Source organism: Knoellia locipacati (genome assembly GCF_007992835.1).
Lineage (GTDB): Bacteria > Actinomycetota > Actinomycetes > Actinomycetales > Dermatophilaceae > Knoellia > Knoellia locipacati.
Window position 1 is genome coordinate 26,287 of sequence record NZ_BKBA01000004.1, and the last position, 13,403, is coordinate 39,689.

Here is a 13,403-nt window from a genome sequence, read left to right on the forward strand (position 1 = left end):
CGGTCTCTCCGTGACAGGAGGGTATGCATCGCTGCCGACACCAACGTGGAGTTGTCCACAGGGCACACGGCAACTCGCCAAGGGTACCGGCTGCACGGCATACGGCTAAATTCGCTCACCGACCGGCCGGCTGGAGGTCTGCCACGCACGCACGGCGAGCCAGGCGACGGCGGCGACCCGGCCGAGCAGGGCCAGGGCGTACCAGCTCGCGGGCAGCGACCGGTTGGCGTCCGACAGGCCACCGAGGTAGAGCCAGACGGCGACGAAGTGCACCCCTTCGGCGAGCGCCCAGACGAGGTGGTCGCGCCAGCGCAGCCCGGCGAGGGCGACGAGCGGGACGAGCCAGAGCGAGGCCTGGACGGGGAAGGACTTGCCGGTCACGAGCACGACCGCGACGAGCACGAGGGCCGCGGCACCGACGCGCGGCGGCGTCGGTGCGCCGAGGACGAGCAGCCCTGCGAGCACGACGGCGACGAGCACGCCGACGACCGCCACGGCCGTGAGCACGTCGGCCGTCCACGGACTGCCGGCGAGGGTCGGGAGGTACCAGACCGAGCCGAGGCCGGCGAGGCTGTCGTCCCACAGTCCCCACGACCGGGTGACGAGGGCCGGTTCGGTGAGCAGCAGGGGCACCGCGACGAGGGCGACAGCACCCACCGCCCCGAGCGCGACCCGCCCCAGCTCGCGCTCCCTGCCGGTGCGCCAGGCGTGGGCGGCGAGGACGAGCAGCAGCAGCCCGGGATAGGTGCGCGCCATGAGGCCGGCCCCGAGCAGCGCACCGGCGAGCGCCGGGTGGCGTCTCGACCACGCCCACAGCCCACCCGTCGCGAGCGCCACCCCGAGGAGGTCGGGCGAGAGCAGCAGGGTGAGCGCGGCCACGGGGGCAAGGACGACGTGCCGGGGGTCGAGCCGGATGCCCCGACCGTCACCGTCGTGGGCCGTGGTGTCGCGCACCCACCACGCCATGAGCACCAGTGCGGCGACGCTGAGCACCGCCCACACGGCGAGGACCCAGCGCTGCGTGTCGAGCGCCGTGCCGTCGGGTCCGAGCCCGGCGACCAGGGCGACCAGCCCGCCGGTGAGGGGCGGGTGGTCGAGGGGGACCTCCCCCGAGAGCCACGCGCCGAACCCGCGCCCGGCGTCGGTCGTCTGGGTCGACACGGCGAGGTCGGAGTAGCAGAACCGCCAGAACGGCTCCTGCCCTCCCCACCCCTGCTCGAGACAGGGGCCCTGCATCCACAGTGACGCGAGCACCGGCAGCGCTGCGAGGAGCGCCACCGGTGCGAACGCGGCCGTGGGTCCACCCGGACCCGCCCGGTGAGGGGCGGGTGGCCTCACCTCAGCCGGTTCCCGGGTCGGCCGGCGACGACGTCGGACCGGGCAGGGTCGGGATCGGGACCGTCGGCTTGGGCGTCTTGGTCTTGGTCGGCTTCGGGGTGTCGCTCGGCTGGGGACTCGGCGGGGCGGTGGTCGACGGAGTCGTCGGCTGCGGGGTGTTGCTCGGCTGGGGAGCCTGCGTCCGGGACGGCTCGCTCGTCTGCTGCGGCTGCTGGGTCTTCTTGGGTGCCGCGTTCTTGTTGATGTATGCCGGGTCCGGGAACTTGAGCTTCTCCATCCCCTCGGTGGCGGCGCGCATGTAGTCGGTCCAGATCCGGACGGGGATCGTGCCACCGGTGATGGCGCCCCACCCGGGGACGTTGTCCATCTGGTTCTCCTTCTTGATGGACCCGTCGCCCTGGAACATGCCCACCGCGGTGGCCAGCTGCGGGGTGAACCCGTCGAACCACGCGGAGTAGTTGTCGCTCGACGTACCCGTCTTGCCGGCGGCCTCACGGTTGAGGCGCTCCCCCGCGTAGTCGCCGCTGCCGTTCTTGATGACCTGCTCCATCGAGTACACGACGTCGGAGACGAGGTCGGCCGGGAAGGCACGCGTCGTCTTGGGCTCGGCCTTGTAGTCGAAGGAGCCGTCGACGGACTTGACCGACTTCACGAAGTACGGCGTGGCCCGCATGCCCTTGGCGGCGAGGGTGGCGTAGGCGTTGGCCATGTCGATGACCTTGACGCTGTCGCTGCCGAGCACGTTGGCGTAGTTGGGGTTGAGCTTGGTCGTGATGCCCGCCTGCTTGGCCGCGGCAGCGGTCTTCGCCGGGGTGGCGAGGATGTTGAGCTGGGCGTAGACGGTGTTGACCGAGTTGGCCGTCGCCTCGGGGACGGTGATCCGGCCGTAGTCGCGGTCGTTGAAGTTGCGCACCCCGCCGCGGCGGTTGAAGTCCGTGGCCCCGCCGGGGTTCGCGAACTCCTCGAAGTACTGCGGGCTGTTGCCGTCGAAGCTGTTGCGGATGCTGAGGTCACCGCTCTGCAGCGCGGCGATGAGGGTGAAGACCTTGAAGACCGACCCGGCCTGCATCGTCGCGTCGGTGGCGGTGTTGAACTGGTTCTTGGCGTAGTCCTCACCGCCGTACAGCGCCTGGACGGCGCCGTCACCGGGCTTGATCGAGGCCAGACCGACGTGGAGGTTCTTGGCGCCCTTGGGGATGCGCTCCTTGATCGCCTCGCCGGCGGCGGTCTGCTTGGCCTTGTCGATCGTCGTGACGATCCGGAGGCCGTCGCTGGAGATGTCGCCCTCGGAGACCTTGACCTTCTTGATGAGCTCGTCCTTGACGAGCTGCACGAGGTAGCCGTTGGTGCCGCCCACCGATGGCGGCGTGTACTTGACGAAGCTCTTGGGGAACGTCGCGGCGGCACGCTGCTGCGGGGTGAGCCAGCCCTCCTTGACCATCGCGTCGAGGATGTAGGACGAGCGGGTCTGGGCGTTCTTGGTCTGCGAGGGTCCCAGGCGAGGGTCGTAGAACGACGGGCCCCGGATGGCGGAGGCGAGGAAGGCACCCTCGGCCGGGGTGATCTTGGAGACGTCCTTGCCGAAGTAGGCCTTCGAGGCGGTCTGGATGCCGTAGGCGCCGCGGCCGTAGTAGATCGTGTTGAGGTAGTTCTCGAGGATCTGGTCCTTGGACTGCTGGCCGTCGATCTTGACCGAGATGAGGATCTCGCGGGCCTTGCGCGACAGGGTGCGGTCCTGGCTGAGGAAGTAGTTCTTGACGTACTGCTGGGTGATCGTCGAGCCACCCTGCGTCGCCGCGCCACCCTTGACCGCCACCCACACGGCGCGGGCGATGCCGGTCGGCGAGATGCCGTTGTTCTCGTAGAAGTTGCGGTCCTCGGCGGCGAGGAGCGCGCGCTGCACGTGGATCGGCACCTGCTTGAGCGGCACGGACTCGCGGTTGTAGTCCGAGATCCGGCCGATCTCGTTCTTGCCGTCGGCGTAGTAGATGACCGAGGTCTGGGCTGTCGCGACCTGGTTGGGTGCGGGCACGTCGGTCATCGCGTAGGCGATGCCGACGCCAACCACGCCGGCGACGAAGAGCGCCAGCATCGTGTAGATGATGCGGCGCGGCCACGACCGCTTGCGGCCGCCCTGGGGTCGGCGTGCCTTGTCGCTGCGGCGGCGAGCCTCGGCGCGCGAACGGGGTGCGGTGCTCATGAACAACTTTCGGGGCAGACGATGCGGATGCGGGCGCCGACCACCGTGCGGCAGGGCGCGCCTTCCCCAGTATGACGCCACGAACCTGAGTACTGCGTTCAGGGAACGTGCTGGTCACGCACGTGAACGACCCCTCACCGTCGGGCAGATCACCTTCTCGATGTATCGCAGCGATATAACTTCGAGGTACAGTCCCACTGACAAGCTCGAAGTTTGTCACCCACGCCACCGCGAGTCGACGAAGGAGGTGCGACATGAGCAAGCGGTCCGAGCTGCTCGACTTCGCCCTCCTCGGGCTCCTCCACGAGGGCCCGACCCACGGCTACGAGCTGCGGCGCCGGCTCAACGAGGCCCTCGGCGCGTTCCGGGCCCTGTCCTACGGCACGCTCTACCCGGCGCTGTCCGGACTGGTCGCGCGCGGCCTCATCGCCCAGTCGACCGGCACCACGTCGCCGGGCCGGGCCACCGGGAGCACCTCCTCGGGCCGCAACCGGATCGTCTACGAGATCACCGCTGCCGGCAAGGAGTCCTTCGAGGCGGCCGCCCGCCGGATCGACACCGCGGCCTACGAGGACGACGGCTTCGGCGTGCGGCTCGCGTTCTTCGCCAGGACCGAGGCCGACGTCCGGCTCCGCATCCTCGAGGGCCGTCGCTCGCGGGTCGAGGAGCAGCTCGAGACGGTGCGCGCCAACGCCGCCCGCGAGCGCCGCCGCCTCGACTCCTGGACCCAGGCCCTCCAGCGCCACGGCGAGGAGAGCACCGAGCGCGAGGTCCGCTGGCTCACCGAGCTCATCGACGCCGAGCGCCGCCACCCCACCGACCCGGGCCCCCAGCCCTGACCGACCGACCCGGCCACGCGGCATACGACGTCGTGGTCGGCACGACAGCAGCACCACACCATCACTGAAGGAGAACACCACCATGGGTTCGATTCGCGTCGCCATCGTCGGCGTCGGCAACTGCGCGAGCTCGCTCGTGCAGGGAGTCGAGTACTACAAGGACGCTGACGCCACCGCGTCGGTGCCCGGCCTCATGCACGTCCGGTTCGGCGAGTACCACGTGAGCGACGTCGAGTTCGTCGCGGCGTTCGACGTCGACGACAAGAAGATCGGCAAGGACCTCTCCGAGGCCATCAACGCCTCCGAGAACAACACGATCAAGATCGCCGACGTCCCCACCACGGGTGTCGAGGTCCAGCGCGGCCACACGCTCGACGGCATCGGCAAGTACTACGCGATGACGATCGACGAGTCCCCCGCCGAGCCGGTCGACATCGTCCAAGTGCTCAAGGACGCCCAGGTCGACGTGCTCGTGTCCTACCTTCCGGTGGGGTCGGAGCAGGCCGACAAGTTCTACGCGCAGTGCGCCATCGACGCCGGCGTCGCCTTCGTCAACGCCCTGCCCGTCTTCATCGCCTCCGACCCCGAGTGGGCCAAGAAGTTCGAGGACGCCGGCGTCCCCGTCATCGGTGACGACATCAAGAGCCAGGTCGGCGCCACCATCACGCACCGCGTCATGGCCAAGCTCTTCGAGGACCGCGGCGTCACGCTGGACCGCACGTACCAGCTCAACGTCGGCGGCAACATGGACTTCAAGAACATGCTCGAGCGCGAGCGCCTCGAGTCCAAGAAGGTCTCCAAGACCCAGGCCGTGACGTCGAACCTCACCGGCGCCCTCGCCGGTGTCACCGACAGCAAGAACGTCCACATCGGCCCGTCCGACTACGTCGCGTGGCTCGACGACCGCAAGTGGGCCTACGTCCGCCTCGAGGGTCGCGCGTTCGGCGACGTCCCGCTCAACCTGGAGTACAAGCTCGAGGTCTGGGACTCCCCCAACTCGGCCGGCATCATCATCGACGCCATCCGCGCCGCGAAGATCGCCAAGGACCGCGGCATCGGCGGCGCCCTGCTCTCCGCGTCGAGCTACCTCATGAAGTCCCCGCCGGAGCAGCGTCCCGACGACCTCGGTCGCGAGAAGCTCGAGGCGTTCATCGCGGGCACCGAGGAGCGCTGAGCCTCACTGCGCTGACGGCTCACGCCGACTGGGCAGGAGAAACGGGCACTTCGCCGGGGGATGGTTCCCCGGCGAAGTGCCCGTTTCCCACGTCGGGCGGGAAGGGTGCTGCTCAGGGGGCGAGCAGGACGATCGCGTTGGTCGTCGACGTGCAGCGCACCGGCTCGCCGCCGTCGCACGACAGCGAGTACCACTTCTTCGTCACCGGGCTGTAGGCCCGCAGGCTGGTCGCCGCCTCGGGGTTGCCTGCCTTGCGGTAGGCGTCGCGGACGGCCGCCGCGAACTCGCACGACGTGCGCTCACTGCCGGCGTATGCCGTGGCGACCGAGTCGCTCCCGCTCGTCGAGCAGCGTCGTGCCCCAGCCGGAACCGACGTCGACGCGGACGGCGCCACCTGCGGCGAGGCGCTCCCCGAGGCCGACGTCTTCGGGGCGGGTGAGGCGTCACCGGCCTCCTCCGACGCCGACGAGCTCGAGGATGCGGCCGTGGTGGGCGCCGGGTCGTCGGAGCCGACGAGTCGGGTCAGGGCGAAGGTGCCGATGATCGTGAGGACGGCGAACGTCGCGACCATCGCGAGGATGCTGTTGCGCGAGTGCTTCGGGCCGTCGTCGTGTCCGTCGTGTCCGTCGTGACCGACGTTCCCGGCGTGGTCGACGTGCTCGTGGTGTCCGGCGTGTCCGGGGTGCCCGGTCGGACCGGACGGCTCGCCGGGCAGGACGGCTGCGGGGGCCGCCGCCACCGAGGGGTCGACGCGCGGGAGCTCACGGGTCTGGCTCAGGTCTTCGGGCTGCTGCTCCTGCGGCCGCACGGCCGGCAGGTCGGTGCCGACGCCGAGGACCGAACCGAGCTCGACCCGGGCGCCGCACTGCGAGCAGAAGGCGGAGTCGACCGGCAGGTCGGCTCCACAGGATCGGCAGTGCATGGGGGCGTCCTTCGTACAGGGGGCAGTGCAGGGGCGGCGCCGGGGCGCCACGACATCGGGTCCCGGACGGCCTGGCCGGCGTGGCCGGCCCGACGGGACACGCGGTCGCGCGGCCTCCGGGGGGTGGATCGACTTTCCACGGTAACGCGGAACCCGTCGTGGGCACGAACCGCGCAACGTCCCGTGGACGGGGCGGACGGCATACCGGCGGGTCGTCCCCTGCGGGGCACGCGGGGTTACCCGTGCGTAGTGGATACGGTCTCCGGTATGCCGCACCACGTCGTCTCCGACCTCGTCGCCAACGTCCTCAGCATCGCCGTCCAGGTGGGCGACACCGTCGAGGTGGGCGCCGAGATCGCGCTCCTCGAGTCGATGAAGATGGAGATCCCCGTCCTCACCGAGGAGGCCGGCACCGTGAGCGAGGTCAAGGTCGAGGTCGGCGACGTCGTCCAGGAGGGCGACATCCTCGCGATCATCGAGTGACCGGTCCGGGCGGGGGGCCGCCCGGACCGTGCGTCACCAGCGGGTGTGCAGCGTGAACGCCGCGCCCGGACCGTTGAAGGTGATGGCGAGGTCGGTGCCGTACTTGTCGACGTAGTAGGTGCCGTTCCACGACCCGTTGCCGCCGCCGCCCACGTTGAGCGGCGTCGCGCTGGTGAAGTTGCCACCGACCGAGCTGTGGTTGAACGTCACGGTGTAGGACCCCGGCGTGAAACCGGTGACCGAGAAGGCCACGCACGGCTGGCCGCTCGGGCCCGAGCAGCCCTTCTTGGCGTGCACGTTGGTAAGGTTCCTCGGCTGGGCCTCGGTGCTCGTGCGGACACCGGGAGACGGGTCGCTCCACCCGGCGTCGCTGTGGGCGCGGACCCGCAGGCCGTGGGCCTCGGACCAGCCGAACGACTGGGTGTGGCTCTCACGGTTGTCGGGGGCGCGCCAGCCACCACCGTCGATGCTGATCTGCACCTGGTCGATCGGCCGGCCGTTGGTGCGCAGGCTCCAGCGCCACGTGATGTTCTGGTTGTTGGCCGACGCCGAGACGTTGTTGGGGGTGAGGGTCGGGCCGAACGGCTGGACCGAGCCGCTCGTCGCCTCGCTCGAGCTCCGCCCCCCGGTGTTGACCGTGCGGACCTTGACCGTGAGCGGGTTGATTCCCATGTTGGGCAGCGTGAACGTCACGGTCGAGCCGGGCGCACAGCCGCAGGCATGGCTGCCGGACTTGCCGCCGCCACGCCACTGGATCGACTGGAAGGCACCGGCGCGCGGCTGGCCCACCGTGACGTGGACGACGACGGACTTGTCGGCACGTGGCGTCTCGGCAGTCACGCTCGGGTTGCTCGGGACGCCGACGGACGTGTAGGTCCACGGGTTGCCCTTGGGTGACTCGAGGTCGGCGCCGTTGGTGGCGGTGACCGTGTAGCCGTAGCGCCGGCCGTCGTAGGGGATGGTGTCGGCGAGGGTGCGTGTCTGTGCGCCGACCCGGCCGATCTGGGTCCAGCCACCCCCGTCCACGTTGCGGTAGACGGTGTAGTGCTTGAGCGGAGGCCCGTTGGGGTTGGTCTGCTGGTTCCACGAGACGGTGATCGACTCGGAGTCGAAGCCCGCGCCCGGCCCACGGGTGGCGCCGTTGACACCGGTCACCGCGGGAGGGGTGCCCGCGGACTGCATCTGGACAGCAGGCCCGAACGGGCCCGCGCCCGCGCCGTTCCAGGCCTGGACCGAGACGGAGTAGGGCGAGTTGTTGTCGAGCCCGGACACCGGTGAGCTCGTGGCGTTGCCCCCGGCCTGGACGGTGCGCGCGCTCGCGCCCCCGCCGGTCGGGACGAGCCGGACGACGTACTTGGTGATCGCCGACCCCTTGTTGGGCGCCGGGCTCCAGCCGACGTCGAGCCTGCCGTCACCGAACGAGATCATGCGGACGCCCGACGTCGCCTCGGGCTTGGTGTCGGGGCGCACGACGTTGCTCGCTCGGCTCGGCGGGCTGTCGCCGATCGCGTTGGTCGCGACGACGGTGAACGTGTAGTCCTTGCCGTTGGTCAGGCCGGTGATGGTGCACGGTGAGGCGGTGCAGCGCACCGGGCTCGCACCGCCACGCACGGTGTAGTGCGAGATCGTCACACCGCCGTCATAGCTCGGCGCGACCCACGAGACCCGGGCCTGGCCACCGGCGATCCGGTCGGCGACCGCGCTGACGTTGGCGGGGGCCACGGGCTTGCCCCGCATCGTCACGGTGACGCGCCCGGTGGCGGTGCGGTCGGGGCCGTCGGAGACGAGCAGCGAGATCGTCGCCGTCGGGCTGGGCTGCTGGGTCGCCCTCAGGGTGAGCGTGCACCCGCTGCGCGACACCTCGATGCCGGTGCCGCTCTCGAGGGCGGCGGCCTGGATGGAGCACGACGGCTTCTCGAGCGGGGAGTCGAGGTAGCGGCTCACGTCGACCGACTCGGACTCGCCCTCGTTGAGGCCGTCGACCGAGATCGGCCGCATGCGGGGTGGGCCGAGGACGGCGGCGGGGTCGGCGCCGTTCGCGCCGGCGCCGGCTGCGGCGCCCGCGGCGTTGCCGTCCGCGTCACGACCCAGGACGCGCACCGGGAACTTCACGGGCGGCATACCGGGAGAGGTGACGGTGACCGACCCGGTGCCGCTCGGCGCCCGCTCACCGGCACGCAGCGTGACGAGGCGTCCGCCGCTCTGCGCCTGCTCGAGGTCGGCGCCCTTGGCCTGCGGCTCCCACTTCGCCTCGAACTTCACCTCGTCGAGGTTCATGCCGATCGGCAGCCAGGCCCGGCAGTAGGTCGGGATGTCGACCTCGCGCGCACGGCCACCGGCGGCGAGGACGAGGGGCGCGTCGGGGCAGCGCAGGAGCGGGACCTTGGGACCGACCTGGACCGGGATCGACACGTATGCCGTCCGCACGTCCTTGTCGTCGGCGCTCTCCTGGTCGCTCACCTCGAGCATGAGGGCCCCGGGACCGATGTAGCCGCCGCCGGAGGTCAGCTCGACCGCGTCCTTGCCGTCGGCCGACGCCTCGAGCGACTTCGCCGGTGAGGCCGAGACGGTCGCGGCGGCGGTGATGCTCACGGCCTTGCCGCGCGGGGACTTCACGTGGTCGGCGATCTTGACGGTCTTGGTCGAGTCCTGGCCGATCTCGATGAGCGTGCCCTCGACGACGAACGGCACACCGTTGTCACCGGCGGGGACGTAGATGAGCGCGAGCGCCCGGGCCTTGTCCTCGTCCTCGATGACGTAGGGCACCGTCTGCGGGTGGTCGAGCAGCGTGACCCGGACCTTGCCGTTCTCGATCCTGCCCTGCGGCGAGAGGACCTCGACGATCTTGAGGGTCGCGGGGTCGGAGTCGATGTCGGTGTCGTTGGCGAGGACGTCGACCAGCGAGGTCGTCTCGCCGGGTGTGGCGCGGGCGACGTCGTCCTGCGCGATCGGCGGGTTGATGTAGCCCTTGACCCCGCGCACGAGGACGGTCGTGCGGGACGGGTCGAAGATGCCGTTGTCGATGCCGTAGACGTACTGGTGCGTCGGGGCGTCCGGCTCGGGGACGACCGTCGAGACGGTGTTCTCGTCCTCGTCGACCTTCCACTTGCTCTGGACGTCGCCGGGGTTGAGGTCCTTGTAGTCCATCCGCACCGCGTCGCCGCGGGCGATGAGGTCGTTGCGCAGGACGTGGGCGGTGACCCGCTTGCCGGGAGCCGCGACGACCTCGTCCTCGACGGCGACCGGGGGCTGGGGGTCGCCGGGGCTGACGACGCCGACGCGCACGAACGCCTGGCTCGTCGCGCCGAAGCGGTCCTGCACCTCGTAGCGGATGAGCTCGGTGCCGGCGGCGTTGGGATAGCCCTCGTAGCGGATCGTCGACGGGCCGACCGAGACGACGCGGCCGAAGGTGAGGTCGAGGGCGTCGGCGTCCTTGCCGACGATCCCGCGCATCGTCACGGTGTCGCCGTCAGGGTCGACACCGGTCGAGGGGATCGTCAGGGTGACCGACTCCCCCGACGTCACCGAGCCCGAGAAGCTGCGGGCGATGGGGGCCTGGTTGGGTGTCGCCCGTGTCGGCAGGGGGTTGACCGTGACGGTGAGACGGCCGGTCTTGGCCCGGTCGGGAGCACCCTCGGCGTAGGCGGCGTACTCGATGACGACGTCCTTGGGCGCGGTGAGCCCGGTGAACTCGGGGACGTAGCGGATGAGGTTGCCGGAGGCGAATGCCCGGTCCTCGCCGCCGCCGATGACCTTGACGCTCGCCGGGTCGAGGACGAGCGGTATGCCGTCCGCCATCGTGTCGTTGTCGAGGACCGCGACCGACACGGCGTCGGCCTCGCGGACGGTGTCGCGGTCGTCCTCGACGGTCGGTGCGGCACCGGCGACGGGTGGGCGCTGGACGACGTTGATCCGTCCGGTGGTGCGCTTGGTGCCGTCGCTGATCGTGTACTCGACCGTGCCCTGGCGACTGCCCTCACCGCTGATCGGCGAGGGCTCGAGCGCCTCGATCCGCACCCAGCGGCCCTGGTAGATCGTCGGTCGCAGCCAGGCGTTGTCGGCGTCCACCTTGGCACTCTGGGTGACGACGACGTCGGCCCGCGGGCTGTAGTCGTTGGCGAGGACGTCGACCATCGTCGGCGCCTGGTCGCGCAGGGTCGCTCCGTCCGGGACCGCGACCGGAGGGGCCTCGGGGTCGGCCGGCTGGACGACGTCGATGCGGATGCGGCCGGGAGTGACGGTCCCACCGGACTGCGCGGCATACGCGAGCTCGGTCGTCCCGAGCCCGTTGGGGGTGACGGTGACGACGCCCGTCGTGAGGTTGGTGTCGACGTCGAGGGGACCGGAGGGCGCGACCTCGCCGGCGAGGCGCAGGCGGGCGTCCGGGTCGCCGGGGTCGGCGCCGGGGATGTCGTTGCCGAGCGGCTCGAGCTGCACCGGCTTGCCGAGGACGGCGCGCACGACGTCGGGCTGGGTCTTGGGGGCGACGGCGTTGGGCTGCGCGAGGTCGAGGACGGTGAGGTTGACCTCGCCCTTGGTGCTCTGGCGGCCGTCGTTGATCGCGTAGGGCACCGACGCCGGGCCGGGCTTGACCGGTGCGGTGATGCCGATGCGGTTCTGGCCGTCGATGACGGTGCTCGGGTCGGCGGCGTCGACCGTGAGCGGGTCGCTCTCGCCGTCGCGCCAGTCCCCGAGGACCGATGCCGCGACCCGGCCACCCGAGACGACAGGGTAGACGGTCTTGGCGAGGTCGGCCTGGCCCTCGCGCAGCTTGGGCGGCGTGTTGATCTCGTCGCCGACGACCGTGAGGACGATCTTGGCCGAGGCGCGCTCCTTGGCCTTGCCGTTGCTCACCTTGTAGGAGAACGTGATCGTCGAGGACGACGGGTTGAGCGGCACGTTGACGTCGACCGTCTGCCCGTCGCTCGACACGGTCGCGGTGACGTCGGGTGCGCTCGGCGCGGTGAGGTCCTTGGGGTCGATCGCGAGGATCGAGCCCTTGGCGTCGGTGTCGTTGTCGAGCGGGTGGATCTTGCTCGTGCGCCCGGCGCGCACCCGGAGGTTGTCGGGCATCGCCTTGGGCGGCTGGCTCACCTGGTTGTCGTCGACGACGTTCTGGTCCTTCTTGTCGTTGTCGTCGTCCTTCTTGGTGGGCGGGATGAGCGCGTCCCAGTTGTCGATCTTCTGCTTGGTGGAGTCGAGGTCCCAGACGTCGCCGGTGTCGAGCTGGTTGAGCACGACGTTGCCGCGGTTGACCCGGAACGCCACGCCGTCGCGGACGACGGCCTTGCCGACGCCCCCGAGCGAGCCCGCGCCGACCGCGTCGCTGCGACCGCAGTTGGCGCCGTAGAAGACATTGCCGGTCTCGGCCCAGGCGGCGTGCAGGCAGCCACGCAGGACGACGGGGCGCGTGACGAGCGGGGGCTCGACCGCGCGGTTGACCTGGTCGCGGACCTCGACACCGCCGACGCCCTCGCCGCCGTCGAGGCGGATCGGCTTCGCGGCCACGGAGTTGGCGAGGACGACCGAGTCGGACTCCGGGCCCGGTTGCTGGAGTGCGGCGTAGGCCGTCCCGCCACCGAGCGTCGCGCCGGCACTGATCGGCTCGTCACGTCCCTCCACGTGGAGCTCGTCCTTGCTCGCGTCGTAGAGCACCCAGGTGCTGCCGACGGCCGTGACGTCGAGCAGGGGTGCGCGCACGCTCGTCGTCACGGTGACCGGCTTGGCCATGGTGTCGTCGCGAGGGGCGATGGTGACGACCCGACCGGTCGCGCCCGAGGCGGCGATGACGGTGCCGCTCGTGTCGACGGCGATCGAGGCGTTGCCCCCGATCGTCGCCAGCGGCTTGGCTGTGGTCGTGATGTCCTGGAGCGACTCGATGCCGCCCTTGGCGTCGACGCGCTGCGCCCAGACCTTGCCGGTCTTGGGGTCGACCGTGGCGATGGTGCCGCCACGCAGGTCGACGGTGGCGGGCACGAACTGACCGGGGCGTCCGGACAGCGGCGCCGGGGCGGCCGCGCCCGAGTCCCCCGACGTCGCCGTCCGGACGTCGATGGGCAGGAGGGTGTTGCCGGTGGCGACGCCGACGACCGCGGCGCCGTCCTGGAGGATGTCGACCTTGGACCCGTCCGCGAGCGCGGTCGAGACACCGGCGTCGAGCTGGCGGGCCTGGGTGTTGAGTCGCCCGAACTTCGCCTGCGCGGACGACGAGACCCACACCCCGCCGTCGCCCACCTCCGCCTCGTGGACCGTGGACCCGCGACTGGTCACCGCGGCATACGCGAGCATCGAGGCAGCGATCGCGACGACACCCAGCGAGGCGACCCCGCGGCGTCCCCGCGTCGCTCCGGCAACTCGACGTGTCGTGCGCTTCATGACCTGACCTCGCTCAGCCGCAGGGGTGAGTGTCCCCGCGCGCAGGTTCGAAGCCTCCCACGCGCGGCGCCG

General features: G+C 70.9%; 7 protein-coding genes. 3 read left to right on the top strand and 4 right to left on the bottom strand.

Going from position 1 to position 13,403, the window contains the following annotated elements; all coding sequences use genetic code 11:
* Positions 1-105 precede the first annotated feature (105 nt).
* Complete coding sequence (locus tag KLO01_RS06110) at positions 106-1,278, bottom strand: glycosyltransferase 87 family protein (RefSeq protein ID WP_147063236.1); 1,173 nt, start codon at positions 1,276-1,278, stop codon at positions 106-108.
* Between the two features lie 61 nt (positions 1,279-1,339).
* Entirely contained in the window at positions 1,340-3,538 is a 2,199-nt protein-coding gene (locus KLO01_RS06115) for a transglycosylase domain-containing protein (RefSeq protein WP_147063239.1), read from the bottom strand.
* A 254-nt stretch (positions 3,539-3,792) separates the two neighbouring features.
* Between KLO01_RS06115 and KLO01_RS06120 the strand changes: the two genes are divergently transcribed.
* Both KLO01_RS06120 and KLO01_RS06125 read left to right on the top strand, forming a co-directional pair.
* Positions 3,793-4,377, top strand: coding sequence for a PadR family transcriptional regulator (locus KLO01_RS06120; RefSeq protein WP_147063241.1), 585 nt, complete (start codon positions 3,793-3,795; stop codon positions 4,375-4,377).
* Between the two features lie 82 nt (positions 4,378-4,459).
* A complete protein-coding gene (locus KLO01_RS06125) occupies positions 4,460-5,551 on the top strand; it encodes an inositol-3-phosphate synthase (protein WP_147063242.1) in 1,092 nt (363 codons plus the stop codon).
* Positions 5,552-5,663: 112 nt separating this feature from the next.
* Here KLO01_RS06125 and KLO01_RS06130 read toward each other — a convergent pair whose 3' ends face one another.
* Positions 5,664-6,473 carry a zinc ribbon domain-containing protein gene (locus KLO01_RS06130; RefSeq protein ID WP_147063244.1) on the bottom strand — a complete coding sequence of 270 codons (810 nt, stop codon included), beginning with the start codon at positions 6,471-6,473 and terminating at the stop codon, positions 5,664-5,666.
* Positions 6,474-6,740: 267 nt separating this feature from the next.
* Between KLO01_RS06130 and KLO01_RS06135 the strand changes: the two genes are divergently transcribed.
* A complete protein-coding gene (locus KLO01_RS06135) occupies positions 6,741-6,956 on the top strand; it encodes a biotin/lipoyl-binding carrier protein (RefSeq protein WP_147063246.1) in 216 nt (71 codons plus the stop codon).
* 33 nt (positions 6,957-6,989) lie between these two features.
* Here KLO01_RS06135 and KLO01_RS06140 read toward each other — a convergent pair whose 3' ends face one another.
* Positions 6,990-13,331 (bottom strand): Ig-like domain-containing protein, encoded by a 6,342-nt coding sequence (locus tag KLO01_RS06140; RefSeq protein ID WP_246136082.1) that lies wholly within the window; start codon positions 13,329-13,331, stop codon positions 6,990-6,992.
* Positions 13,332-13,403 lie beyond the last annotated feature (72 nt).

Coding starts and splice junctions, on each gene's coding strand:
- KLO01_RS06125 (WP_147063242.1), top strand. CDS start 4,460: ATGGGTTCGATTCGCGTCGCCATCGTCGGCGTCGGCAACTGCGCGAGC.
- KLO01_RS06115 (WP_147063239.1), bottom strand. CDS start 3,538: ATGAGCACCGCACCCCGTTCGCGCGCCGAGGCTCGCCGCCGCAGCGAC.
- KLO01_RS06120 (WP_147063241.1), top strand. CDS start 3,793: ATGAGCAAGCGGTCCGAGCTGCTCGACTTCGCCCTCCTCGGGCTCCTC.
- KLO01_RS06140 (WP_246136082.1), bottom strand. CDS start 13,331: ATGAAGCGCACGACACGTCGAGTTGCCGGAGCGACGCGGGGACGCCGC.
- KLO01_RS06135 (WP_147063246.1), top strand. CDS start 6,741: ATGCCGCACCACGTCGTCTCCGACCTCGTCGCCAACGTCCTCAGCATC.
- KLO01_RS06130 (WP_147063244.1), bottom strand. CDS start 6,473: ATGCACTGCCGATCCTGTGGAGCCGACCTGCCGGTCGACTCCGCCTTC.